The sequence below is a fragment of the Bacteroides muris (ex Afrizal et al. 2022) genome (assembly GCF_004793475.1).
Classification (GTDB): Bacteria; Bacteroidota; Bacteroidia; order Bacteroidales; family Bacteroidaceae; genus Bacteroides; species Bacteroides muris.
Map to the genome: position 1 here is coordinate 34622 of NZ_SRYZ01000001.1, position 23930 is coordinate 58551.

At 45.1% G+C, this 23930-nt stretch carries 27 protein-coding genes; 16 read left to right on the forward strand and 11 right to left on the reverse strand.

Features of this window, described 5'->3' with window-relative positions; translation table 11 throughout:
• Positions 1-4: 4 nt before the first annotated feature.
• On the reverse strand, positions 5-1003 hold the full coding sequence (locus E5355_RS00160) for a glycosyltransferase family 2 protein (RefSeq protein WP_136008665.1): 999 nt from the start codon (positions 1001-1003) through the stop codon (positions 5-7).
• A 12-nt stretch (positions 1004-1015) separates the two neighbouring features.
• Positions 1016-2080 (reverse strand): CDP-glycerol glycerophosphotransferase family protein, encoded by a 1065-nt coding sequence (locus tag E5355_RS00165; RefSeq protein ID WP_136008666.1) that lies wholly within the window; start codon positions 2078-2080, stop codon positions 1016-1018.
• A gap of 261 nt (positions 2081-2341) precedes the next feature.
• Between E5355_RS00165 and E5355_RS00170 the strand changes: the two genes are divergently transcribed.
• The 5 genes from E5355_RS00170 to E5355_RS00190 all read left to right on the forward strand — a co-directional run bounded on the left by E5355_RS00170 (position 2342) and on the right by E5355_RS00190 (position 7961).
• Entirely contained in the window at positions 2342-4135 is a 1794-nt protein-coding gene (locus E5355_RS00170) for an LTA synthase family protein (protein ID WP_136008667.1), read from the forward strand.
• A gap of 398 nt (positions 4136-4533) precedes the next feature.
• Positions 4534-5139, forward strand: a complete 606-nt coding sequence (locus E5355_RS00175) for a DUF4254 domain-containing protein (protein ID WP_136008668.1) — start codon at positions 4534-4536, stop codon at positions 5137-5139.
• Positions 5136-6176 (forward strand): glycosyltransferase family 9 protein, encoded by a 1041-nt coding sequence (locus E5355_RS00180; RefSeq protein WP_136008669.1) that lies wholly within the window; start codon positions 5136-5138, stop codon positions 6174-6176. The genes E5355_RS00175 and E5355_RS00180 overlap by 4 nt, the downstream gene beginning before the upstream one ends.
• A complete protein-coding gene (locus E5355_RS00185) occupies positions 6173-7213 on the forward strand; it encodes a galactofuranosyltransferase (protein WP_136008670.1) in 1041 nt (346 codons plus the stop codon). The genes E5355_RS00180 and E5355_RS00185 overlap by 4 nt, the downstream gene beginning before the upstream one ends.
• 7 nt (positions 7214-7220) lie before the next feature.
• Positions 7221-7961: a lipopolysaccharide kinase InaA family protein gene (locus tag E5355_RS00190; protein WP_136008671.1), complete on the forward strand. Its 741-nt coding sequence runs from the start codon at positions 7221-7223 to the stop codon at positions 7959-7961.
• Positions 7962-7985: 24 nt separating this feature from the next.
• Here E5355_RS00190 and E5355_RS00195 read toward each other — a convergent pair whose 3' ends face one another.
• Both E5355_RS00195 and E5355_RS00200 read right to left on the reverse strand, forming a co-directional pair.
• Entirely contained in the window at positions 7986-8804 is an 819-nt protein-coding gene (locus E5355_RS00195; RefSeq protein WP_136008672.1) for a LicD family protein, read from the reverse strand.
• A gap of 28 nt (positions 8805-8832) precedes the next feature.
• Positions 8833-9126, reverse strand: coding sequence for a hypothetical protein (locus tag E5355_RS00200; RefSeq protein WP_136008673.1), 294 nt, complete (start codon positions 9124-9126; stop codon positions 8833-8835).
• Positions 9127-9196: 70 nt separating this feature from the next.
• On the opposite strand from E5355_RS00200, the gene rfaE2 reads away from it, so the two are divergent.
• Positions 9197-9691 carry a D-glycero-beta-D-manno-heptose 1-phosphate adenylyltransferase gene (rfaE2, locus tag E5355_RS00205; protein WP_246866849.1) on the forward strand — a complete coding sequence of 165 codons (495 nt, stop codon included), beginning with the start codon at positions 9197-9199 and terminating at the stop codon, positions 9689-9691.
• On the opposite strand, the gene E5355_RS00210 is transcribed toward rfaE2, so the two are convergent.
• Positions 9672-10670: a glycosyltransferase family 9 protein gene (locus tag E5355_RS00210; protein ID WP_136008674.1), complete on the reverse strand. Its 999-nt coding sequence runs from the start codon at positions 10668-10670 to the stop codon at positions 9672-9674. The genes rfaE2 and E5355_RS00210 overlap by 20 nt on opposite strands.
• Before the next feature lie 295 nt (positions 10671-10965).
• On the opposite strand from E5355_RS00210, the gene E5355_RS00215 reads away from it, so the two are divergent.
• The 3 genes from E5355_RS00215 (at position 10966) to E5355_RS00225 (ending at position 12757) form a co-directional block, all read left to right on the forward strand.
• Positions 10966-11874: a glycosyltransferase family 2 protein gene (locus E5355_RS00215; protein WP_136008675.1), complete on the forward strand. Its 909-nt coding sequence runs from the start codon at positions 10966-10968 to the stop codon at positions 11872-11874.
• Positions 11875-12092: 218 nt separating this feature from the next.
• Entirely contained in the window at positions 12093-12407 is a 315-nt protein-coding gene (locus E5355_RS00220; RefSeq protein WP_136008676.1) for a type II toxin-antitoxin system RelE/ParE family toxin, read from the forward strand.
• Between the two features lie 5 nt (positions 12408-12412).
• Positions 12413-12757 (forward strand): HigA family addiction module antitoxin, encoded by a 345-nt coding sequence (locus tag E5355_RS00225; RefSeq protein ID WP_136008677.1) that lies wholly within the window; start codon positions 12413-12415, stop codon positions 12755-12757.
• 49 nt (positions 12758-12806) lie between these two features.
• Here E5355_RS00225 and E5355_RS00230 read toward each other — a convergent pair whose 3' ends face one another.
• Genes E5355_RS00230 through E5355_RS00245 form a run of 4 tightly spaced genes read right to left on the reverse strand, consistent with a single transcriptional unit; the run spans position 12807 to position 16554 of the window.
• The gene (locus tag E5355_RS00230) at positions 12807-13622 is read right to left on the reverse strand and encodes a LicD family protein (RefSeq protein ID WP_136008678.1); all 816 of its coding nucleotides are present in this window, start codon (positions 13620-13622) and stop codon (positions 12807-12809) included.
• 17 nt (positions 13623-13639) lie between these two features.
• Entirely contained in the window at positions 13640-14371 is a 732-nt protein-coding gene (locus tag E5355_RS00235) for an NTP transferase domain-containing protein (RefSeq protein ID WP_136008679.1), read from the reverse strand.
• Complete coding sequence (locus tag E5355_RS00240) at positions 14368-15405, reverse strand: pyridoxal phosphate-dependent aminotransferase (protein ID WP_009037401.1); 1038 nt, start codon at positions 15403-15405, stop codon at positions 14368-14370. Before E5355_RS00240 ends, E5355_RS00235 begins: the two co-directional genes overlap by 4 nt.
• 3 nt (positions 15406-15408) lie before the next feature.
• Entirely contained in the window at positions 15409-16554 is a 1146-nt protein-coding gene (locus E5355_RS00245) for a glycosyltransferase family 4 protein (protein WP_136008680.1), read from the reverse strand.
• A 368-nt stretch (positions 16555-16922) separates the two neighbouring features.
• Here E5355_RS00245 and E5355_RS00250 point away from each other — a divergent pair, with 368 nt between their 5' ends.
• On the forward strand, positions 16923-17138 hold the full coding sequence (locus E5355_RS00250; RefSeq protein WP_244074291.1) for a hypothetical protein: 216 nt from the start codon (positions 16923-16925) through the stop codon (positions 17136-17138).
• Positions 17139-17184: 46 nt separating this feature from the next.
• A complete protein-coding gene (gene pdxB, locus E5355_RS00255) occupies positions 17185-18228 on the forward strand; it encodes a 4-phosphoerythronate dehydrogenase PdxB (protein WP_136008682.1) in 1044 nt (347 codons plus the stop codon).
• A gap of 97 nt (positions 18229-18325) precedes the next feature.
• Here the strand turns inward: pdxB and purN are convergent, their stop codons facing one another.
• Entirely contained in the window at positions 18326-18889 is a 564-nt protein-coding gene (gene purN, locus E5355_RS00260; protein WP_136008683.1) for a phosphoribosylglycinamide formyltransferase, read from the reverse strand.
• 149 nt (positions 18890-19038) lie between these two features.
• On the opposite strand from purN, the gene E5355_RS00265 reads away from it, so the two are divergent.
• The 5 genes from E5355_RS00265 (at position 19039) to E5355_RS00285 (ending at position 22813) form a co-directional block, all read left to right on the forward strand.
• Complete coding sequence (locus E5355_RS00265) at positions 19039-19275, forward strand: acyl carrier protein (RefSeq protein WP_004291965.1); 237 nt, start codon at positions 19039-19041, stop codon at positions 19273-19275.
• 21 nt (positions 19276-19296) lie between these two features.
• On the forward strand, positions 19297-20562 hold the full coding sequence (gene fabF, locus E5355_RS00270; protein WP_136008684.1) for a beta-ketoacyl-ACP synthase II: 1266 nt from the start codon (positions 19297-19299) through the stop codon (positions 20560-20562).
• Positions 20563-20569: 7 nt separating this feature from the next.
• Positions 20570-21412 carry a ribonuclease III gene (gene rnc, locus E5355_RS00275; protein ID WP_246866850.1) on the forward strand — a complete coding sequence of 281 codons (843 nt, stop codon included), beginning with the start codon at positions 20570-20572 and terminating at the stop codon, positions 21410-21412.
• 286 nt (positions 21413-21698) lie between these two features.
• Complete coding sequence (locus E5355_RS00280; RefSeq protein WP_136008686.1) at positions 21699-22433, forward strand: hypothetical protein; 735 nt, start codon at positions 21699-21701, stop codon at positions 22431-22433.
• A complete protein-coding gene (locus tag E5355_RS00285; protein WP_136008687.1) occupies positions 22430-22813 on the forward strand; it encodes a hypothetical protein in 384 nt (127 codons plus the stop codon). The genes E5355_RS00280 and E5355_RS00285 overlap by 4 nt, the downstream gene beginning before the upstream one ends.
• A 78-nt stretch (positions 22814-22891) precedes the next feature.
• Here E5355_RS00285 and E5355_RS00290 read toward each other — a convergent pair whose 3' ends face one another.
• Positions 22892-23902 carry an ATP-dependent 6-phosphofructokinase gene (locus E5355_RS00290; protein WP_136008688.1) on the reverse strand — a complete coding sequence of 337 codons (1011 nt, stop codon included), beginning with the start codon at positions 23900-23902 and terminating at the stop codon, positions 22892-22894.
• Positions 23903-23930: the final 28 nt, after the last annotated feature.

Consider the following 23930-nt stretch of genomic DNA (forward strand, 5'->3'; position numbering starts at 1 on the left):
AGTTTCAATACTTATGACGTTTCGATTTGAAGATTGACCTTATCAACCGATAAGCTTTCCGATAGAAGTCCTTATGATTATAAATAAGATAACGTTTCAAAGAAAGAGAAAAGCCCAATTGCCCATAACCGACATAGTCAAATTCATGCATTTTGGTAATCACATCACGAATGACTTCATCAGTGGAAACAGAGGCTTCTACCATCATTGTATGGTCCAGTAAGCGTATTCCACGACGCATGACATAAACTCCAGCTTTATCCCATATATCTTTTTCAAGTATGAACTTCACTTGCTCGTAGACGCTCTGAAAAAGGTTATATTCTTTCCGGGGATTATACCTGCTCTGCATCGTGCTCCCCTCCCGTATCATATAATGGTATTTAGGAGTATCCTGCATCACAACCTTCCCTGCCCCGTAAAACACCCGATAGCAAATGGCCAAATCCTCAAAAACACGATTAACCGGAAAGACAATACCTGCAAACAGGCTGCGTTTGAACAATTTATCCACCATATAGTTTCTGACATGTTTGTCTACTGCCAGAGCACGGACAGCCTCATCACGAGTAAACACAAACTGCTCTCCCGAAGCATACTTTGCCACACTCTTCCCACCTTTGTCCCGATAATGCGAGCAAATGGATATATCCGCCCCATTCGCTTTCAGTAAGTGATACAAGAATTCGTACATATCCGGTTCAATCCAGTCGTCGCTATCCACGAAACCAAGGAATTCACCTTGAGCTACAGCCAAACCTCTATTCCTGGCTGCACTCTGACCTGCATTCGTCTGGTGGATAACCTTTATCCGCCCATCCCTTTGGGCAAATAAATCACAAAGCTCTCCCGAACCATCGGAAGAGCCGTCGTCAATCAATATTATTTCCAGATTCTTATAAGTCTGCCCGCAAATAGATTGCAGGCATTTCTCCAAGTAATTCTTTACATTATAGACCGGTACAATAATACTTATCAGAGCTAGTGTCTCAGTGTTCTCCATAAGCTATGACAATTACCACAACCGCAAAGTGGCCATCAACGGATAGCCCACCCGCCATCGCAATTTAAACTTACGCACCAGATTCCAGGGCTTGGTTCTGGTTTTACCTTGAAAATACCAGATGTAGTTGTTTACGACATCCAGTACCCGTGAAGAGGACTCACCGTCCAGATGGGCTTCATGCTTGTGCACATAAGCACGCATCCGCTCCATCAGTTCTGCCGGACGGGAAATGGCCTTTTCTATCGCTCCCTCTACAGCATCCGTGTCAGTGACATTCAGCAAATGAGGTCCCGGCATGGTGTTGCAATAGGTCACCACCGGCTTGTCCAACATCATCGCCTCGACAATGACGGACGAAGCATCGGATAACAGTACATCTGCACTGTTCAGCAGCTTGGCATCGACAAGTCCACTCTCGTGGAAAGTAATATTGGGGCAGGAAGCAGCCAGTTCCTTGTATTTTTTGAGGACTTCCATATCCGAGAATTTCGGATGGAACGAAATAATCCAATCCCAGTTCTTCTCGCGTACCAGTCTCTTGATGGTATCAAACAGATGAGGGGCGGAAGTAATATTTTTTGTAAACGTGGAGGAGTAGAAGACTACCGGACGTGCATTATGAGGAATATGCGCACGTTCCTTCACGAAAGTATCCGCCTTGCACCAGCCCGTCTCGTATACCTTGAAGAAGCCGTATTTCCTCTCAAGTTCCTTGAAAGGAAGAGTGCTCGTTTCTCCTTGCGTGCAATAGACATCAAACCATCCGCGAACAGAAAAATGGTCGTCCTTTTCATCGCCACGCTTATTGATAGGGTAGCCATGAAAAAGAGAAACTTTCACTCCCGGGAAGAAATCATAAATATAATTACCCGGTGCAAAAACTGCAATAGGCTGATAATCCATCACTTCCTGAACAGTTTGAAGCCACCTCTCATCCTTGGCCAACAGCACCGGGCAGTCTGGCTCAATAAACCATGCAACATCATCCCCTCTACGCCTGATTTCGTCTTGAAGCGGGCGAAGTATAGGATAGGAATAGGCTACCGAAACGAAAAATAAATAATGCTTCTTCATACACTCAAAATATCACGGCAACAACACAATCGTCACCTCAAATTACCAATAGAACAATAAAGTCCAGCCCTTAGTTTGTTACAATTCTGTTTTCTTTGCTTTAAACGTCTGCAAAGTAAATACAAGAATTCTGCATATACTGCATCAATCCGGGGAAAAAAATGACTTTTATCAACTTTTCTCCAAAAGTTGCTGTTTATGAAGCTTTTTCTTCTCTAAAATATCTATCTTTGCACCCCAATATTTTAAAAATACTATTTTATGAAAAGAAATCTTTTTCATTGCTCCGACAGTCAACAAGGGGCAACAGATAAAGTGACTCTTTTGTTCGGAATCACCATTTTTTTCAAATTCCTGCTATTCGATTTCATCTGGGGCATACCCACCACATTCGCTTCATTCTCTACCATCGAATTTTATGCGACCAAAATAATAGCCACCCTCGTACTTCTCGTCCCCTATAAGTTCTTCCGGCTCTGGAAAACAGAGATAGTCATCATGCTTTTGCTGGATATACTACTGATTGTCAACCTGATGTATTTCCGCACCTACTATACTGCCATCCCACTTAACAGCTATGGACTTTCTGGAAACCTCGCCGATTTCACCGGAAGCGTTTACGACTCCTTCCGCTGGTACGACATCTTCTTCCCTCTATCTACCATTGCCGGTATCCCCCTTTATTGGCATTACAAAAGAAATACCGCCGGAAGAACATCATACAAGTATTACGGAGGAGCTTTGGGAATCGGTATTCTGCTGTTTGCCATCACCACCCTGGCAAAAGGAGGATTCAAGGAAGCATACAACACCGTCCGCCAGAAAGCCTATCTGTGTGCAAGCACCACTTCCATGTATACCGTCTTCGGAAGCCTATGCTATGACCTCATCAACCAGAAGCAGGAGGCCACCCCACAGATACAGCAAGAGATAAAGGAGTGGCTGAGCCAGAAACCCGGACATCACCCTTTGGCCGGACGTATCGGAATCCGCAACAACTGCATCGTCATCCTGGCAGAATCTCTGGAAAGCTGGATACTCGAAAGGGAAGTGGAAGGGCAAGAGATTACCCCGTATCTCAACAAACTGCTGCAGGACTCCACCACCTTATACGCTCCCCGCGTGCTGACGCAAGTGAAAGGAGGGCGTTCCATTGATGCACAGCTGTTGCTTTGCGCCGGTATGCTGCCTATCAACAGCGGCACATACAGCAGCCAATATCCAGACCACACCTACGGAACCCTGCAAAAAGCCATGCATCAGCAGAAGAACTCGCGCAACTACCTCCTGACCATTGATAAAGTATCGACCTGGAACCAAGGCGTCATAGCCTACAGCTTCGGCACCGACACCATCATAGCTTATCATGACTTTGAACTGACAGAAGCCTTCGGCACGCACAAACGTACCGGAGACGGCTCCTTCCTGGCGCAATGCAGCCAAAAAATAGAGAAGGGGGAAATCTGGAAGAAGGGGGAGAATGTTTACATGCAGCTGGTGACCTACTCCGGCCATGCTCCCTTCAAATTGCCCGAAGAATTGAAAGAGATTCATTTCTCTCCGGCCATTCCACAGAAAATGAACGACTACATGACCACCGCACGCTATACGGACAAGGCGATAGGAAAATTCGTGGAGTACTTGAAAACACTCCCACAATACGACGAGACCCTTATCGTCATCACCGGCGACCACGAAGGACTGGCTGCCTACCGCGAAGAACTGTGCAACGCACCCGGTGGCAAGGGCATCGTATCCGACAAGACATTCACCCCTTTCATCATAGTAAACTCTCCGATAGGCATGCGTTATGACAAAGTGATGGGGCAAATCGACATGTACCCTACCCTGTTGAACCTGCTCCAACTGGACGATTATTACTGGAGCGGATTGGGCCAAAGCATCCTCGACCCATGCAAGAAAGGATTCGCCATCAGCCCCCAAATGGAGGTGGTAGGTGAAGAGCCCACCCCGGCAGAAGCCGAGTTCGCTAAAAAAGCATACGATATTTCCGACCGGATGATTCGCTTCGATTACCTCTCCCAGCCAAAGTAGAAAAACTCCGGCAACGCGCTGTCAAGAAGACGGGGCAGCACGGCTCTTTCATTTAAAGGAGTTATGTTGCGCAAGGTTTATCCTCAGCTTACGGACATGTATCCCAAGCCTTGGTCTTTCTATCCCAAGGTTTGGGATAGAAAGACCAAAGCTGGAAAAACCTCTTCCTCTTTATATCTTCCAACTTTATCCTTTACACTTCGGATGTTTTTCTCAAATACTTCGGATGTTTTTCATTAATGATTGAAACGGGAATAGCTAAAGTTTCCGATAACTACTACAAATGAAAGAGCCGTGCGGGGACAACACAAAAAGCCCAACAATAATTGGATATATAGGAAAGTTTGCTTAGCTTTGTCATTCAATAAATCATAGTTTATCATTTAATCTTTGAAGTTATGAGCTTTACAACACTTAGCAATCGTATATTTACAGAGTCTATTCTTGACTATCACAAGGAAGACCATGTGGACACTCCTATTCAAAATCCTTACGAGCTGAGAAGCATTGAGTACTATCTGTATCTGAAGAACTGGATAGATACCGTACAGTGGCATCTGGAAGACATCATCCGCGACCCGAATATCGAGCCTTCAGAAGCTTTGAAGATTAAAAGAAGAATAGACAAGTCCAACCAAGACCGCACGGATCTGGTGGAACTGATAGACAGCTATTTTCTGGACAAATACAAGAGTATCCAAGTAAAGCCGGACGCTACCATCAATACCGAAAGCCCGGCATGGGCCATCGACCGACTTTCCATTCTGGCATTGAAAATACATCACATGCGCCAGGAAGTGGAGCGTACGGAGACTACCGCCGAACATCATGCGCAGTGCGAAGCCAAACTGAACATTCTGCTGGAGCAACGGCATGATTTATCTACCGCCATCGACCAACTGATTGCAGACATTGAAGCCGGAAGCAAATACATGAAGGTCTACAAACAGATGAAGATGTACAATGACCCAAGTTTGAATCCGGTTCTTTACGGCAGGAAATGAAACTCTTGGTTATCAGATTTTCGGCATTAGGCGATGTGGCGATGACAGTACCGGTCATTGACTCCTTGGCCCGACAATATCCGGAACTGGATATCACAGTCCTAAGCAGACCGTTCATGCAACCTTTGTTTGCCGAAGCACCGTCTAACGTGCACTTTCGGGGAGTTGACGTAAACCGATATAAAGGACTGGGAGGGTTGTTTCGACTGTTCCGCGAACTGAAAAAAGAGAGGCATTATGATGCCGTGGCCGACCTTCATGACGTGCTGCGCACCCAAATATTACGGATGCTTTTCATTTTTTCGGGAGCAAAAATAGCACACATCGACAAAGGCCGTAAGGAAAAAAGAAAACTGGTGAAACCAAAGCACAAGGAGCTGAGACAACTTCCTTCCTCCTTTATCCGTTATGAAGAAGTACTCGACAAATTGGGCTATCCCATAGAACCGACTTTCTGTTCCATCTACAGCGAAGGAAAAGGTGCCATTTCCCTGTTCCAATCCGTCACCGGAATGCCCGACGACAAACATTGGATAGGGATTGCCCCTTTCGCAGCACATCGGGGAAAGACTTTGCCCGACACCACCATTGCCCGACTGATAGAGGAAGCTTCATCTCACAAAGACTGGAGAATATTCCTGTTCGGAGGAGGAAAAACCGAAACGGAAAAATTAGAGCTATGGAGTAAAGCATACAACAATGTGCTGTCATTGGCAGGAAAACTGAAACTGGACGAAGAGCTAGCCTTGATGAGCCATTTGAAAGTAATGGTATCTATGGACTCGGCCAACATGCACTTGGCTTCGCTGACTGCCACTCCCGTGATTTCCATCTGGGGAGCGACGCATCCTTTTGCCGGATTTATGGGATGGGGACAAACCGCCGGAAATGCGATACAAACAGAAGACCTACCCTGCCGCCCTTGTTCCATTTTCGGCAACAAGCCTTGCCTCAGAGACGACTATGCCTGCTTAACGCAGATAAAAGTCCAAAGTATCATACAAAAAGTAGAATCAGTAATCAGCAAAAAACCATGAAATGTTATTTGTCTCGTAACTACAAAGGAGTCTCCAGTTCCGGCTACAAAGCCAAAACGGATATGGAAGATTTAATGGCGGGATGGGGATTCAGAAACATCGGACTCAAACGTACTTTCTATCCCCACGTCATCGTATCATTTGTACTGACACTTTTTGGAGTATTGAAAGCATTAGTTTGTTTAAGAAAAGGAGACATACTCTTCCTGCAATATCCCCTAAAGAAGTATTTCAGCTTCATCTGCAACGTCGCCCATTTCAAAGGCTGCAAGATAGTGATACTCATACACGACTTGGGTTCTTTCCGTCGCAAAAAGCTCTCAGTTTCCCAAGAAATAAAGAGACTGGAACATGCCGACTATATCATCGCGACCAATCCCGCCATGCAGCAATGGATAAAAGACCGACATTGCCAGATGCCTGTCGGCCATCTGGGAGTATGGGATTATTTATCGGTAGCGCGGCCGGACGCACACAAGGAGTTGCCATCCCCCCCCTACCAGATTGTATATGCCGGAGCACTCAGCCGACGAAAAAATGCCTTCCTTTACTCATGGGGAGAAAAGATAGAAGGATACTCCGTAAACTTGTATGGCAGCGGATTCTTCCTGGAAGAGGCAAAAGGCAGGGAGCATTTTCGCATAAAAGGGTTCGTACAGTCCGACACGCTAATCGAATCCGTAGAAGGGGATTTCGGCCTTGTATGGGACGGAGATTCCGTAGAAACCTGCTGTGGAGACTTCGGAGAGTACCTCCAGTTCAACACTCCGCACAAGACCTCACTATACATTCGTTGCGGACTGCCCGTCATTATCTGGGAGCGAGCTGCCTTGGCACCTTTCGTGCAAAGCAACCGCTTGGGATTATGTATCGGCAAACTGGAAGACCTGAACCGATTACTCCTTTCAATTACTGTCGAAGAATACCGCGAGATGAGAAACAATGTATTGAGAATGAGTGACAGGATATCCAAAGGATTCTATTTCAAACAAGCAGCGGAAAAGGCCATAGCTTTTCTGCAAACCACCAACCAATAATAACCGTATGCAGATTCTCATCCAGCCCAAATACCAATCGGCATTCGAATTTGTCTCCAATCTGCCGGAGAAATTCGGAACAGAAGGAGAAACCATATACGCCAGCCGCAATGTGGTCAAAAGATTCAAGAACGATGATAAAGAATGGATTGTAAAACGATACAAGACACCGAACCTCATCCAACGGCTGGCCTATACTTTCTGGCGGAAGAGCAAAGCAAAAAGAGCATTCTTATATGCCCATAAGTTAGAATCAATCGGAATAGACACTCCCGAAGGCATCGCATGCATTGAATGCAAAAAGTATCGGCTGTTCCATACCGGCTACTTCATCTCCGGCGTATGCCATTACCCACCGCTCTATCCGCTACTGGTAAAAGAAGAAGCATTCGACAAGCGGGCGGCTTCTGCTCTGGCGGCTTTCTTCGTATCCATGCATCAAAAAGGATTCTTCCACGGAGACCCCAATCTGAGCAACATCCTTTATCACATTGATGAGGCGGGGAAGTATCACTTCACCGTCATCGATACCAACCGCTCCACCTTCAAGGCTTCCGCTTCACCCAAAGAATGTCTGGAGAACCTGAAGAGAATCACCCACAGGAGAGACTTGCTGCAATATATCACAGAAGAATATGCCTCCTTGCGTGGCTGGGATATTGCACAAAGCACGAAGCAGGTAATGGATGCACTTGGTAAATTTGAAAAAAGGAAAAGAAACAAACGCTTTTATAAGAAACTGTTCTGACCGTTGGCCAGACACGGAGGTAAGTCATTTCCTGTACTCCCGATAAGGCAGATTCAAATCCATAAAATAAAAGTTGTGCTGATGACGTTTACCCTCAGGAGGAGGAGTCATATAATCACCGAATAACTGCGTCAGATAAGCATCGTTATCCCTCATGCCCATAACAGTCTTTCCTTCAAATTCTATAAGTGTAGGTTCCCCCAATACCTTCTCTTTATCAACCATACTGCCCAGTCCGTCATTGTGGTTGACGGCTGCCACGCGGCTCGTGCGCAAATCATAAAGCATCATGTGCCGCTTTATCTTCATCTGCAACCCCGGCAACGTATAGCATTTGCGCACCAGCAAGGGCAGCCAGCACGAAGGCCCGTGTCCGTGACGATAAGGGTCGCGAAAAAGGAAATAGAGCGCCTTCTTCAGGTATTTGTACTTAATGTCGTAAAACCGCTGCGCGAGTTTTCCTTCCGGTGCCCCGTCAATGGGAAACACGTCCACATACACCCCGCCCAAATAATACAAATGGGGACGTTCTATCAACGTGGTACTTGCATCCTGCACCTTGCCAAAATGAAGCGGATATTCAGGGGCATTCTCAAAACAGACAAACTCGTACGGAGCAGGGAGCCATTCCCGGCTATGCGCAATCAGCTTCTCGTAATCTTCGCGGGGCATGCAGATGTCCATATCATCATCCCAGGGAATAAAGCCTTTCTCGCGTACGGCACCGATAAGAGAGCCGTCTACCAGATAATACTTAAGATTGTATTTACGGCACATCGCATCAATGGCCATCAGGATATCCAGCAGCCTAAGTTGCAGAGATCTTATATCGTAATTCGCCATTTTTCTATCTTTATGTCTTTGATATTCATCACTTCATACATTTAATCAGGTCCTTCAATTCTGAAGAGGAGATTCCTTCCGTACGGGCCATGACAACCACTTCTTTGTCATTCTCGCCACAATAATCCACTACGCGCTGAAATCCCGCATGAGACTGGTCGGGGCCTTTGGCAAACAGGTCGAAATCCACTTCATCCACAATGTCACCCACGTTTCGATAGACCACCACTTCATCTACATAGCGGATAGCACTAACCATATAGCATCGTTCTTCTGTTGAATATACCAGACTGGCATCCGGTATCCCTATTGCAGATGCCATTTATCTTGCCAATAAAGCGGCCGGCATTGTAGTCGGGAAAATAGGCACCAGCCCCATTCTGTTCAAAGAGTTGCAGGACGAGCTACAAATCGGGAAACCGGCCAGCAAACTTATTCCTATTCCCCAACTTGCAGATACTATAAAACAACTGCGTGCGCAGGAGCGCAAAATCGTATTCACAAACGGCTGCTTCGACATTCTGCACAAAGGACACGTGTGCTATCTGGAAAAGGCCAAAAGACTGGGGGACGTACTTATCGTAGGATTGAATTCGGACAGCTCGGTAAAACGTCTGAAAGGGGAATCGCGCCCCATCAATGATGAAAACGCCCGCTCCACAGTCCTGGCAGCCTTGGAAGCAGTGGACTACGTAGTGATTTTTACGGAAGACACCCCTCTGAATCTCATCAAGACAGTTGCACCGGACGTGTTGGTAAAAGGTGGCGACTATGCCATAGAAAACATTGTAGGCAGGGAGTACGCCCAAGAAACAGTAACTATCCCTTTCGTAGACGGTTATTCCACTACAAAGACTATAGGCGCCATCAACCAAGAGAAGCAATAATCTTTTCAGCGACTTGTTGGGGGGTAATATCCACCATACACTTCTGATAAACAGCCAGCTTGCATTTACCCCGTCCGTCTTTGGTGCACGGACGGCAAGGCAGGGCTGTTTCGAGTATTTCCACCGTAGGTCCCGTAGGGAAACCGAAGGCCGTAGGTCCCATCAAGGCAAAAGCAGGAACACGGAACAAATCAGCGGCATGCATAAAACCCGTATCAGCGCTGATTACCAGATTGGAACGCAACACTATGTAAGAAGACTCCATCAATGAGGTTTGCCCCGCAAGGTTAACTACCCGTTCCGGTGCAGCACTTCTGATTTCCTCACAGAAAGTATCCTTCGGACCAGCCAGAATAACAAATTTATACTCAGGAAGAAGGGCAACCAATTCTTTCCAATAGGAAACGGGCCAGCGTTTCATTTCCCAGTTGGCAGACGGCACCAGCGTAATCATATCTTTGGTTACAAAGTTCTCATACTTGCTACGTATTTCATCCGGGAAATGCCAGTCGTGATAGTTGTCCGGAAAATGCGTAATTCCCCATTTCTTCAATGGTTTCTGAAAAGACACCATCCCCCTGAAAGGCTTGTCGAAATGATTGATTCCCAGTTTAAACAACAAAAAGCGTTTGCCTCTCTCTTTGCTCCGCAAAGCAACATAAGGTTTCACAAAAGGCAATGGAGACAATATCAGCTTCAATATGTTGGAACGGATATTACTATGAGCGTCATAAATGTAGTCGAAATGCTCTTTTCTCAAATCAGCCGCCATTTTCAACAACCCGGCAAGTCCGGTCTCCTTGTCAAACGCCCAGATTTTATCAATCCTGCCATCCATCGACAAGGTTCCCACCATATCTTTCCGGGTAATCCAATGGATTTCCACATCTGCAAACCGTTCACGTATTCCGCCAATAACCCCCATGCACTGGATAATATCGCCTATGGAACTGAAACGGATAATTAAGAATTTGGTCATAACAAATTAATTAGAAATGCTGATTCGGCACAAAAGTAATAACTTAATTCAAGTTTCGCAAATAGCGATATAGGCTAATCATATAATACAGAACATCAGCCAACATAAAACGCAAGCATAAAAATTCAATTCAAATCCAGACTATTTTAAAAGTATTATATATTACTCTTAAAACAGTATATTTCAAACTAATATTGTTTTCGTATATTATAAAATATAAATGTTTTCAAGTAATTATAATCAAAAACTCCATTTATATAAATATCTTTGTGTTCATTTTCTCAATCAACAAAAGATGGCAGCTATAAAATCCAAAGACAGACTATTTTCAATCGTTATACCTACATGGAATAACCTTGCTTTCCTAAAACTATGCATACAAAGCATCCAAAGAAACTCTTATTACAATCACCAAATCATTGTACACGTAAACGACGGAAGTGATGGGACTTTAGAGTGGATAAAAAAAGAAGAAATTGATTACACACATTCTGAACAGAATGTCGGAGTATGTTTTGCTATGAATATGATGCGCACTAAAGTCAAAACTGATTATATTCTATTTTTGAATGATGATATGTATGTACTCCCTTTTTGGGACAAGGTTCTTTATGACGAAATAGAAAAGCTGCCTGATAATTATTTCTTTCTTTCAGCTACATCAATACAGCCACACACACAAAGCGCATCAACCATCTTGGCCAATTATGGAGACAGTATCGAAACTTTTCAAGAAGATAAATTACTGAAAGAATACATGAGCTACCCAATAAACGACTGGATGGGGGCTACCATTCCTCCCAATATCGTACACCGAGACATTTGGGATTTAGTGGGCGGTTATAGTATAGAATACTCACCCGGAATGTACAGCGACCCAGATTTCACCGCAAAATTATATATGTGTGGAGTCAGATTCATGAAAGGGCTACAAGCCAGCCGTATCTATCATTTTGAAACAAAATCGACTACCCGCATACGCAAGAATTGTGGTCAAATGCAATTTCTATTAAAATGGGGCATGACTTCATCCACATTCCGCAAAGTTTTCACTTACAAAGGAGAAGATTTCAATTCCCAAAAGATAGGAACTTTTAAAACGGGAAATAGATTCAACATAAGTCTAATACGCAGCCGCCTAAAAGGCGTATTTTATTTATTAACCAAAGATTTCGGTCCCTTATGGAAATTTTGGAAAATGTAAGGATATTCAGTAAATGTCCCTGTTGAAAGACACAAAAGAAGTCTGCCATTGATGTAATGTTATCAAGGACAGGCTATTTGCGCTATTTTAATGTTTTAATTGATATTATTAGTGCCCGTTAAAATCGGGGCACTAATGATTATGAGCGATTTTGCATTCGCTTTTTTTGCGAACATATCGAATAAAAGTTATACCTTTGCATAGTAATACAACATATAATGGAAATCAATTTCAACGAGGAATATTTGCAACGGTTATATACCGAAGGCGTATCTGACAAGAAGCACCGATACCAACCTCAGATAATCCGCAAATATATCCGTGTCATAGACCTGATGGTGGAATTGCCGAATGTCCTTTCTCTTTTGAATTACAATTCATTGAACTACGAGAAACTGAAAGGAGATAAAACCGGATTGTCATCGGTACGGGTAAATGACCAATATCGAATAGAGTTTGAGGAGCATATCAAGGACGGAGAAACCATTGCTACAATATGTGATATAACAGATTTGTCGAACCATTACAAATAAAAAATATGGATACAGATAAGAACATAAACAAAAGAATGTGCGCAAATAGGTTAACACCTGCTTATCCGACACATCCGGGGGAGATTTTAAAAGATGAAATCGAATGTCGAGGCATATCGCAGCGCAAACTGGCGACACAAATGGGTATGCAATATTCCGTATTGAACGAGATTCTCAACGCTCACCGTCCATTGACGGAAAAGACAGCGCTGCTATTTGAAGCGGCATTGAATGTCGATGCAGAGACGTTGATGCGCCTGCAACTGAAATACAATATGCTAACCACCCGGAAAGACAAATCATTCATGGAGAAGCTGGCGCAAGTCCGCAAAATTGCCGCTGTCTTATGATTTTAATCTCACAAAGTGATGTTGTATTAAAAGATGTTTTATCTGCAAATCATACTCCTTTGTATTCTCTGTAGGGCTTATCCAAATCAAGATAATGGAAATTATGCTGTCTCTGCCCGCTTTGTTTCGGTATTACCATGTAGTCTCCATATTTCCGGGTCAGATAGGCATCATAATCCTGTACTCCCCATACTGTTTCGTCCTCAAACAGGACGGGAGTCGGAGTTCCCAATTCTGTCTTGGGCATGATGCCGCGCATACCGTCGTCATAATCACAGACCAACGAAGACTTGTCAAAGTCATAGGCAGTCATCACATTCCGGATGCTTCTCTGTACGCCGGCAGTAGTAAAGAGCTTCCTGCACAACAACGGCAACCACGAGCCGGGACCTTTCCCATGCTTATAAGGGTCGCGGTAGATAAAGTAGAGTACCCGCTTGTAGAATTCATAGCGGGCAAAATGGATTCGCTGTTGCAGATTGCCCTGCGGCACACCGTCCAACGGGAACACATCCAAGTAGATACCTCCCAGGTATTTCAGGTGCATACGCTCGATAAGAGTCGTATCGGCATCTTGTATCTTGGCAAATGGCAACGGGTAATCGGGGTCGTTTTCGGCACAGACAGCCTCGTAAGGCCGGGGAAGCCACTCCTTGGAATGGGACATCAACAAATCATAATCTGCCCTCGGCATACCGATATCCAAATCGTCGTCCCAAGGGATGAATCCCTTATGACGGACTGCACCAAGCATAGTGCCCGCCATAATATAATAGCGCAAGCCATGCTCTTTACACACTTTATCCACAGCAAGCAATATCTTCAGAATACGAAGCTGCAAAGGACGTATATCATAATCTGCCATAGAAGTCAGCCCATTAATTAATAAAGTTGTGAAGGAATCAACCGCTGTGCTTGCTCAAAGTCATTCACCGTATCAAGCTCCACTGAAAAATATTCGGTAGTATCGAGTGCATAGAAAGAGTGTCCTTGCGGTATGAGACGCTCAAAAGCACGCTCATAGAAGATGTTATCCAAACCTTCCTTTGTAATCATTACCTCCAGTTCCCGGAAAAGCGCCTCCGTATAGGCGGCAGACATCTTCTCGATGCCGATGGACTCTCCGATGGCTTGGGATATGGAGCAAGTCTTGCTGATTTCCAGCACTTTGCCCTCGGTATCCGCTATCACCTTGATTTCTTCCTCTCCCAGCGCATGACGGTTCAGAGCCAGCGCATCCGCTTGGGCATATCCAAGCAGCTTGGCAACGAGCTGTGGATCAAAGAGTATATCGCTGTCCAGCAGCAGGACTTCTTCTTTATCCGCATAGGGCCGTGTGAGCCATAAGGAGTAGATATTGTTGGTAGAAGCATAGGCTTCATTATAGATAAAGGTAACCTTCAATGCCGGATAGTGGGATTCGAGGAAATCCACAATCTGCTGTTGCCTGTATCCGGTGACGATGACAAACTCCCGAAAGCCATTCTGCAGCAAGGCATCAAAGGCTCTTTGCAGCAAGCAACGCTCTCCCACCTTCAGAAGGCACTTCGGGGTGGTATCAGTCAGCGGACGCAAACGCGAAGCTATCCCTGCAGCCAGTATAACCGCTTTCATTGTAATGCAATTTTTTTAATGGTGTCAATGACAATACGGTTCTGTTCAGGACGCCCCAATGTAATACGCAAATGGGTATTGATGTCTGGTTCATTCATGAACTTCACCTTATAATCCTCGTCGGCAAAAGCTTTCTGCAAGCGTTCTTTCAAGACAATCGGATATTTTATAAGGACAAAGTTCGCCACCGACTCATATACCTTGAAACCAGGCAACGTCCCTATCTCCGCTTCAAAGCAGGCACGACTCTCATTCATCAGCCGTGCTATATTCCGGTAATGCGCATCCGATTTCAGTGCGGCAATAGCAATATCCTCAGAGATACGGTTATAACCCAGATATTTGTTGCTGTATTTGCCAAAGCTGGCCAACTCCTTACTCATAAACCCAAACCCCATGCGCAATCCGGGCAATCCGTAGAACTTGGAAAGCGTGCGTGAAATAATCAGGTTGGGATATTTATCAACCAGCATTTTAATATAGTCCGTATCAGTAGATACGAAAGAGGCATAGGCTTCGTCCACCAAAACGATGGTTGTTACGGGCAACTCAGCCAACAAAGCGTCCAATTCTGCAGGGGTCAGACCGTTACCGGTGGGATTATTGGGCGAAGCGATTAACAGGACCTTGGGATTCTCACGCTGTACCATCTCTTTCATGGCAGCGAAATCATATTTAAAGGTATTGCCATCCTCATACAATGGATACTGCAACGTATGCCCGTCCACTTCATCAGCAATGGATTTATAGTACCACCACGAGAATTTAGGAATGAGCATCGTCTTGTTCCCATCCTCTTGGGTCAGGAAATAGTGGACTGCTTGTTTCAATATATCTTCTCCACCATAACCCAACAGCACCTGCGGCTCATCGATTCCGTAAGTCTCGGACAGATAAACGGACAGAATGCTCTTCTTGCCTTCGTCGTAGATACGGGTATAGAAACAGAGTTTGTTTATATCAAAATTCTTCAGAGCCTCCACCACCTCTTGCGAAGGTGCGTAGTTAAACTCATTGCGGTCCAAATAATTCATATCTTAGGTTTCTTTTGTTAATACTTTCCGATAACACTCCATCGTCTCGCGCGCCATCTGCTCTTGCGTGAAACGCTGTGCCCACTTCAGCCCCTCCTCAATCATGGTGGCACGCAAAGAAGGCTCTTGTGTACGGGCAATCGCCGCCGCCAATCCCTCCACATCATGGGGACTCACATACAATGAATGCTCCCCCCCCGCTTCTTCAAGACAAGAGCCGGTTGCCGCAACCACCGGAATGCCGGAATGCAAAGCCTCAAGAATAGGGATGCCAAAACCTTCGTAAACGGATGGGTATACAAAAGTCTCGGCCGACTGATAAATGGCAGGTAAATCGTCTGAAGGGATGCCGTGCAGAAAGTGTACCCGGTCCTGCAATCCGGCTTTTGCCATAAACTCTTTCAGCTGATGGATATAGGCCGTGGGTCTCCCTACCAGAACCAAATGCAGTTCATCGGGCAGATGTTCCAAGGCTTGCACGATGGCCAGTGTATTCTTACGTTCTTCGATGGTGCCCACCGACAAGACATAGCGTTCGGGCAACCGGTAGTTCCGCTTCACTTCCCTGCGTTTCTCTTCATCGGCACGGCAGGCATACAGCGGGTTGCATCCCTGATAGATAACGGAAATCTTATCGGCCGGAATCCCGTAATAATGCACGATATCACGCTTGGTACACTCGCTCACGGCGATAATGTGGTCGGCATGCTTGCATGCATAACGGCATTTATAGTTGTAAATAAAGCGGTCAATCAACGAAAAGCAGTGTGAGAGTCTCAGGAAAATAAGGTCGTGGACGGTAACCACGCTCTTCACCTCCTGCACTTTGTGGATGGTCAAGGGAAGTTCATTACTCAGTCCGTGGAACAGCTGTATGTTGTCCCGTTTCAAAGTCCTGCGTATGCCTCCCACACGCCACAACGAAGTCATTCCTCTCCAGAGCCAATAAGACGGATAATGTACCGATACCGTTCCCCGGCTTTCGGCCACCATCGACGAGAGTTGCTGGTTTTCACGGTGTACCGGAGCATACAGCCAATACTCGTTTTCCGGAGCAAAGGCTGACAATGACTGCACCACATACCGGCTGTAATTGCCTAATCCCGTAAAATTCTGCACAGCCCGTTTTCCGTCGTATCCTATTCTCATCTCTAAAAAAGTTTCAGCTGCAAATGTACAAGATAATCCTCATATAGCAGTCTATTTCGCTTTCCTTTTTTGACAAAAACACAAATTCACCTATAAAACATAAGATAAAGATGAGCAATCACTTGCCGTCTGTTACAAAAACCAAGTACGGAGTCGGGCACATCCCCATTGCCCAATCCGTACTGGCCCATTGCTTTATCCTTCAAACACCTTATCTCCTTCCCGAAAACTACTTTATTCATCATCGGCCCACTGTTATGAACCAATTCAACCACGTTAGTGAGCTGTTTAGTTCACTCAAGTGAACATCACGGCTCACTAACGTGGGCTGCTGAAGAATCCAAAAGTAAAACGAAAGAATGAAAAGGATGCAACAGAAGAAAGAAGGATGCGGAACGGAAGAAAACACGGGTGAGAGCAAAATTTACCCTCACCCTTTTCAATTGCTCTCACCCACCCCTGCAATGCCGATGAATAGGGAAGTTGAAGAAAAGAGTGAGAGCGGTGAGGGCAGAAATGCAAACTTAAAAACGGAAAGAGCCAAATTATTTTCCGGGCATTACTTAGCCACTTTGACGGATTAGTCGTATCTTCGCACGATGGAAAATCGTCGAAAAGAACAGCAGCATTATGAGAGTCATTGTTGACAACAAAATACCTTTCATTAAAGAAGCCATCGAAAAAATAGCCGACAGCGTGATTTATACTTCCGGCAGTGACTTCACTCCGGAGTTGGTAAAAGATGCCGATGCACTGATTATACGTACCCGCACCCGCTGCAACAAGGAATTGCTGGAAGGCAGTAAAGTCCGCTTCATTGCCACCGCTACCATAGGCTTCGACCATATAGATACGGAATATTGCCGTGAAGCAGGCATCGCTTGGACCAACGCCCCCGGATGTAATTCTGCATCCGTAGCCCAATACGTGCAATCAGCTCTGCTGTTACTGCAACAGCTCAAAGGAGTACAACTGTCCGAATTGACATTAGGCATCATCGGCGTAGGCAATGTGGGTAGCAAAATAGCCCAAGTAGGGCAAGAACTGGGCATGCGTGTCCTGAAGAATGACCTGCCCCGGCAAGACAAGGAAGGAGAGGGCGATTTCAGTTCCTTGCAAGCACTCGCAGCAGAATGTGATATCCTCACCTTCCACGTACCTTTATATAAGGAAGGGCCATACAAGACATTACATTTGGCAGACCATGCTTTCTTCCGGTCATTAAAACGCTGTCCCGTCATTATCAATACCTCACGTGGAGAGGTGATTGAAACCAATGCGTTCCTGAATGCCTTAGAAGACGGACTGATTTCCGATGCCATCATTGATGTATGGGAGAATGAGCCTGATATCAATCTTACCTTATTAAATAGAGTGTTCCTTGGAACTCCCCATATAGCCGGTTATTCAGCCGACGGAAAAGCCAATGCCACCCGTATGTCCCTGGATGCCCTTTGCCGTTTCTTTCACATCAAAGCCGACTACCGCATCGCTCCCCCCCAACCCCGGAACCCGATTATTACCGCCGGCAGCCCGGCAGAAGCATATCTGCAAATGTATGACCCGAGAAGGGACAGCGAAGCACTGAAAACACATCCCGAACAATTTGAAAAATTGCGGGGAGACTACCCGCTACGAAGAGAAAAAGAAGCTTACACTTATATCCCAAAGTAGCACATACATTTAGAGATGCAACCCGCTCTTACCATTACCGTACCACGCACTATGATTTTGCACCAACTTTAATGAATAAAGCGCTGGTAGACAGGTCTTACACCAACCCCTCTATCACCTTCGGATAGTATTCATACTCCAGCCGGTGGATGCGCTGCGCCAGCTCCTCCGGCGTATCGCCCGGCAGGACGGGACACTTCTGCTGGCAGATAATGCCACCTTCGTCATAATGCTCATTTGTATAATGGATGGTAATGCCGCTTTCCCTTTCGCCTGAAGCAATCACTGCCTCGTGCACACGGTCGCCGTACATTCCCTTTCCGCCGAACTTGGGCAACAGCGAAGGATGTATATTTATCATTTTATTGGGATAAGCATGCAGAATATTGTCCGGCACACGTGCCAGAAACCCTGCCAATACCACAAAATCAATTTCATACTCGCGAAGCGTCGACAAAACAAGCTCTCCACTTTCCCAATCGCTCTTGGCAAACCAGACACAAGGCACTCCCAAACGCTTTGCACGCTCTAAAACGAACGCATTCTGCCGGTTAGTCAGAACCAGAGCCACACGTGCCGAATCTTTTTCCCGGAAATAACGGATAATATTCTCGGCATTCGTACCACTTCCCGACGCTAAAACCGCGATATTTCTTCTCATAACCCCTCCAAATGCTGCACAAAACCGTGAAAAATGTGCAAAAAGATGTATTTAATTCATCAAATATTTGCGCGGAATGATAAATATTCATTCCTTTGCACCGCAAATTTAAAGAAATAAAACTAATTATTAATTAAAAACTTAAAGTTATGTCTGAAATTGCATCAAGAGTGAAAGCGATTATTGTCGATAAATTGGGCGTAGAAGAATCAGAAGTTACTAACGAAGCTAGCTTCACCAACGACCTGGGAGCTGATTCTCTTGACACTGTAGAACTTATCATGGAATTCGAAAAAGAATTCGGTATCTCTATCCCCGACGACCAGGCTGAAAAGATTGGTACTGTAGGTGATGCTGTATCTTATATCGAAGAACACGCTAAGTAATCTTATCCATTCGTTTATAACATGGAATTAAAAAGAGTTGTAGTAACAGGTCTTGGCGCCATTACTCCCATTGGCAACAGCGTTCCCGAATTCTGGGAAAACCTTGTGAATGGGGTTAGTGGAGCAGGACCTATTACTCATTTCGATGCATCACTTTTCAAGACTCAGTTTGCATGCGAGGTGAAAGGCTTCGATGCTACCAAATATATGGACCGCAAAGAGGCCCGCAAGATGGACTTGTATACACAATATGCCATTGCAGTAGCCAAAGAAGCGGTAGGTGACTCTGGGCTTGACGTCGAAAATGAGGATTTAAACAGAATCGGTGTCATCTTCGGTGCCGGTATCGGTGGTATCCGTACATTCGAAGAAGAAGCAGGCAACTATGCCTTGAACGGCAAGGAAATGGGTCCCAAGTTCAATCCGTTCTTCATCCCCAAGATGATTTCGGACATTGCTGCCGGACAGATTTCCATCATGTACGGTTTCCACGGTCTCAACTACGCGACTTGTTCTGCATGCGCCACTTCTACAAATGCCATTGCCGATGCATTCAACCTCATCCGTCTGGGTAAGGCCAATGCCATCGTCACCGGTGGTTCGGAAGCAGCCATCGCTGCTTGCGGTGTAGGCGGTTTCAACGCCATGCATGCATTGTCAACCCGCAACGATTCTCCCGAAACCGCATCCCGTCCGTTCAGCGCAAGTCGCGACGGATTCATCATGGGTGAAGGTGGTGGTTGCCTTGTTCTCGAGGAACTGGAACACGCCAAGGCACGCGGTGCCAAAATCTATGCGGAAGTTGCCGGCGTAGGAATGTCTGCCGACGCTCATCACCTGACAGCCTCTCATCCCGAAGGTTTGGGAGCCAAATTAGTGATGCGCAATGCATTGGAAGATGCAGAAATGAAACCCGAAGAGGTAGATTATATCAATGTTCATGGTACATCTACTCCTGTAGGTGATATTTCGGAAGCAAAAGCAATCAAAGAGGTATTCGGACAACATGCGTATGAGTTGAACATCAGTTCGACAAAATCCATGACCGGTCACTTGCTGGGCGCTGCCGGCGCAATAGAATCCATTGCAAGCATCCTCGCCATCAAGAATGGCATTGTTCCTCCGACTATCAACCACGAAGAGGGTGATAATGACGAAAACATCGACTATGACCTGAACTTTACGTTCAACAAAGCACAAAAACGCGAAGTGAACGTAGCCTTGTCCAATACTTTTGGATTCGGTGGTCATAATGCGTGTGTCATATTTAAGAAATACGCAGAATAATAAGGTCGTGTTACGTAACCAAATAGACAAAATAAGGCTCTTGTTCCGCAAGGATAGAGAGTCTTATTTTTGTTTCTACAGAATTCTCGGCTTCTTCCCACGTGACATCAAGGTTTACCAGCAGGCTTTGCTGCATAAATCCATCTCCCTGCGTTCCGAAAAAGGACGCCCCGTTAATAACGAACGGCTTGAATTTTTGGGAGATGCCATCCTGGACGCTATTGTAGGAGACATTGTATACTGCCACTTTGAAGGACGCCGCGAGGGTTTCCTTACCAACACCCGCTCTAAAATTGTACAGCGCGAAACGCTCAACAAACTGGCCGTGGAAATCGGACTGGACAAACTGGTGAAATACTCTACCCGCTCCTCGTCCCACAACAGTTACATGTACGGCAATGCATTCGAAGCCTTCATCGGCGCCATTTATCTGGACCAGGGCTACGACCGTTGCAAGCAGTTCATGGAAAAGAAGATTTTCCAAAACTACATCGACCTCGACAAGATGTCTCGCAAAGAGGTCAACTTCAAGTCAAAACTCATCGAATGGAGCCAGAAAAACAAAATGGAGGTGTCATTCGAGCTTATCGAGCAATTTATTGACGAAGAGCACAATCCTATGTTCCACACCGAAGTCCGCATCGAAGGGCTCTCGGCAGGTACAGGTACAGGCTATTCCAAAAAAGAGTCACAACAGAATGCCGCACAGATAGCATTGAAGAAACTCAAAGAAGACGAGGCTTTCAAGGAGGAGATTCTGACTGCAAAGGAACGGAACCATACGGTGGAGAACACAACATCGCCTACTACAGAATCAGAAGATACTTCCGAATTACCTACGCACGAATAAAAAACGATTTGCGAAAACAAAAGACAGATCAGTCTAAATAGTGTTATTTTTTTTAAAAAAAACGTCATTGTTTGTATATTACATGTATTCTCCGTATATTGTAAGCAAATCATTAAGACATCAAATATTAACTTTAAATCCGAATAAAAACTATAACTATCAAATTGAAAGTTTCATTGATTTAAAAATTATAAGTCTGCAACGGGAAATTTTCTATTAAAATTCAAAATAGGCTTTTTTAATTGACAATTCTTTTTCTATTAATAAGCTTAAAAAACAAAACATTATGAAAAGTAAAGCCTCCTTTTTGTTCATTTTATGCAGTTTCCTGTTCTCATGTTCAAACAACCTGAACATAAATGACGAGATTCAAGAGTACAAAACCTATGAAAAAGTAAACAGTTCAACGTTACAGCAACAAATATTGGATTATTTGGGGCAAAAAACTCTGACTAGAAACTCATCACCAACAACACCATTTGAGCCAACGGACATCTATGACATTACAACTCAAGAAATTGTATGTCCCAATCCAAATTCTGATGAAACCATGATAGTGGTTCGTAATGTTACAGATGCCAATAACATAATGGCATTCTACAAAAAGAACGATACTATTGAAAGTTGTTTGATTATAGAATATAATCAAACAGTAAGCACTACCAATGAAACATCATTCATATGTAAAGATCAGGATAATATTCCCATTTTCAAAGCAATAATCAACAACACCAATGAAACTTGTGAGGTTGTCGAAATCTATGAAGGCATTGAACTAATAAATACAAAAACGAAAAACTGGGGATGCAATTTGGCTTTAGGATTATCAGGTATAATATGGTCAACCGCCGCATCAACAGCCAGTATGGGAGTAGGAGTCGTTGTTGCTATTGGTTGGTTAGTTTTTCAAACATGGGCATGTGATGTTGCCACATCATCTACCACTGTTCCTGACGAGACGCCCGATACAGACGAAACAGTTCCTGTTTCTGAAGATTCCACAAATAGTACAGAGCCATGAATAAAAAATTAATCATCCCCCTGCTATCTTTTCTATTGGTCATTGCAGGATTCACTACACTCCTTTTGTGCCAAGAGTATAATTGGCTGTTTTCTTGTTCTATTGCTACTATGTTCACGATGAGCGGAAACCTTATCGGATTGTTTGTTTCCAAACGAATTTACGTAGCTAAACCGACCTTGAAAAGACTTGGAGGATGGCTTTTTCCGGCCATCCTATGCTCTATATTATGTCGTATTCTCATTACCGACATTGCTATCAGAAACATATCCATTGTGGCCATCAACATTGCTTTGGCTTTAAGCACAGTATTCTACATCATGCATTCGGTAAAACATAAGCCGGATGATATAAAGGTAAAAGAAAGCCGACTCCTATAGAGCAGGAGCGGCACAATCTTTCAAGAAGCTTTCTTTAATAAAAGGGAGACCGTACTTTTAATAAAGGGAAGCCATACTTTATCCAAAGCAGATTCCCATTCTGCGTCCTTGCACCACCAAGTCATTGTCTGCTGTCACCAGCTTCAGCTTGCCGGCTATTTCCTCCAACGGCGCGGAAGAGATTTCATTGCCTTTCAGGGTAATCATCCGTCCGAACTGCCCGTTGGCAATGAGCTCCGTGGCGTGTCCTCCCATGCGGGTGGAAAGGTTACGGTCAAAAGGTGTGGGTGAGCCGCCACGCTGAATATAACCCAGCACAGTCTCACGGGTCTCAATACCCGTTTCATACTCTATCTCCTGAGCGATGTATTCGGCCGCACGCTTCCGCCCGTCCGTCTGTATGCCTTCGGCCACCACCACGATGGAGTAAGGCTTTCCTTTCTTCAGCCGATTCAGAATCGTTTCTCCTATGCGGTGAATATTATAGGGAATCTCCGGAATCAGAATCACGTCACCACCACCTGCCATACCGGAGTATAAGGCTATCCAACCTGCCTTGTGCCCCATCACCTCAATCACCATCACCCGTTTGTGCGAACTGGCCGTACTGTGCAGCCGGTCGATGGCATCCGTAGCAATACTGACGGCAGAATCAAATCCAAAGGAGAAATCGGTTCCCCAGATATCGTTGTCTATGGTTTTAGGTACAGACACAATGTTCAGCCCCATAGCAGAGAGTTTGGCGGCTGTCTTCTGCGTACCGTTCCCGCCGATACAGACTACACAATCAAGCCCCATCTCTTCGATATTCCGCGCTATCAGTGCCGGTTTGTCCACGCCGGACATCACGCCGTTCTTCTTAAAGGGCTTCTCGCGCGAAGTACCGAGCATCGTACCTCCCAAGTTCAGCAAACCAGATAAGGATTTTTCGGTAAACGACTCCACATCCTTGGTCAGCAGCCCCTGAAAACCGCTGTGAATGCCAATTACTTCCATTCCATAATGGTTGATAGCTGTTTTACATACACCGCGAATGGTAGCGTTGATGCCGGGACAGTCGCCTCCTGAAGTCAAAATACCTATTCTCATGATATTTTTGTTTGAATTATTGTTCTAT

Bases quoted from the DNA above. Each gene is read 5' to 3' on its own strand.
- E5355_RS00290 (WP_136008688.1), bottom strand. From the start codon at position 23,902: ATGAGAATAGGTATTTTGACTTCAGGAGGCGACTGTCCCGGCATCAAC.
- fabF (WP_136008684.1), top strand. From the start codon at position 19,297: ATGGAATTAAAAAGAGTTGTAGTAACAGGTCTTGGCGCCATTACTCCC.
- E5355_RS00285 (WP_136008687.1), top strand. From the start codon at position 22,430: ATGAATAAAAAATTAATCATCCCCCTGCTATCTTTTCTATTGGTCATT.
- E5355_RS00195 (WP_136008672.1), bottom strand. From the start codon at position 8,804: ATGGCGAATTACGATATAAGATCTCTGCAACTTAGGCTGCTGGATATC.
- E5355_RS00175 (WP_136008668.1), top strand. From the start codon at position 4,534: ATGAGCTTTACAACACTTAGCAATCGTATATTTACAGAGTCTATTCTT.
- E5355_RS00225 (WP_136008677.1), top strand. From the start codon at position 12,413: ATGGATACAGATAAGAACATAAACAAAAGAATGTGCGCAAATAGGTTA.
- E5355_RS00240 (WP_009037401.1), bottom strand. From the start codon at position 15,405: ATGAATTATTTGGACCGCAATGAGTTTAACTACGCACCTTCGCAAGAG.
- E5355_RS00265 (WP_004291965.1), top strand. From the start codon at position 19,039: ATGTCTGAAATTGCATCAAGAGTGAAAGCGATTATTGTCGATAAATTG.
- E5355_RS00235 (WP_136008679.1), bottom strand. From the start codon at position 14,371: ATGAAAGCGGTTATACTGGCTGCAGGGATAGCTTCGCGTTTGCGTCCG.
- E5355_RS00230 (WP_136008678.1), bottom strand. From the start codon at position 13,622: ATGGCAGATTATGATATACGTCCTTTGCAGCTTCGTATTCTGAAGATA.
- E5355_RS00280 (WP_136008686.1), top strand. From the start codon at position 21,699: ATGAAAAGTAAAGCCTCCTTTTTGTTCATTTTATGCAGTTTCCTGTTC.
- E5355_RS00200 (WP_136008673.1), bottom strand. From the start codon at position 9,126: ATGGCATCTGCAATAGGGATACCGGATGCCAGTCTGGTATATTCAACA.
- purN (WP_136008683.1), bottom strand. From the start codon at position 18,889: ATGAGAAGAAATATCGCGGTTTTAGCGTCGGGAAGTGGTACGAATGCC.
- E5355_RS00210 (WP_136008674.1), bottom strand. From the start codon at position 10,670: ATGACCAAATTCTTAATTATCCGTTTCAGTTCCATAGGCGATATTATC.
- E5355_RS00245 (WP_136008680.1), bottom strand. From the start codon at position 16,554: ATGAGAATAGGATACGACGGAAAACGGGCTGTGCAGAATTTTACGGGA.
- E5355_RS00220 (WP_136008676.1), top strand. From the start codon at position 12,093: ATGGAAATCAATTTCAACGAGGAATATTTGCAACGGTTATATACCGAA.
- E5355_RS00250 (WP_244074291.1), top strand. From the start codon at position 16,923: ATGCAACAGAAGAAAGAAGGATGCGGAACGGAAGAAAACACGGGTGAG.
- pdxB (WP_136008682.1), top strand. From the start codon at position 17,185: ATGAGAGTCATTGTTGACAACAAAATACCTTTCATTAAAGAAGCCATC.
- E5355_RS00160 (WP_136008665.1), bottom strand. From the start codon at position 1,003: ATGGAGAACACTGAGACACTAGCTCTGATAAGTATTATTGTACCGGTC.
- E5355_RS00180 (WP_136008669.1), top strand. From the start codon at position 5,136: ATGAAACTCTTGGTTATCAGATTTTCGGCATTAGGCGATGTGGCGATG.
- E5355_RS00185 (WP_136008670.1), top strand. From the start codon at position 6,173: ATGAAATGTTATTTGTCTCGTAACTACAAAGGAGTCTCCAGTTCCGGC.
- E5355_RS00170 (WP_136008667.1), top strand. From the start codon at position 2,342: ATGAAAAGAAATCTTTTTCATTGCTCCGACAGTCAACAAGGGGCAACA.
- E5355_RS00215 (WP_136008675.1), top strand. From the start codon at position 10,966: ATGGCAGCTATAAAATCCAAAGACAGACTATTTTCAATCGTTATACCT.
- E5355_RS00165 (WP_136008666.1), bottom strand. From the start codon at position 2,080: ATGAAGAAGCATTATTTATTTTTCGTTTCGGTAGCCTATTCCTATCCT.
- E5355_RS00190 (WP_136008671.1), top strand. From the start codon at position 7,221: ATGCAGATTCTCATCCAGCCCAAATACCAATCGGCATTCGAATTTGTC.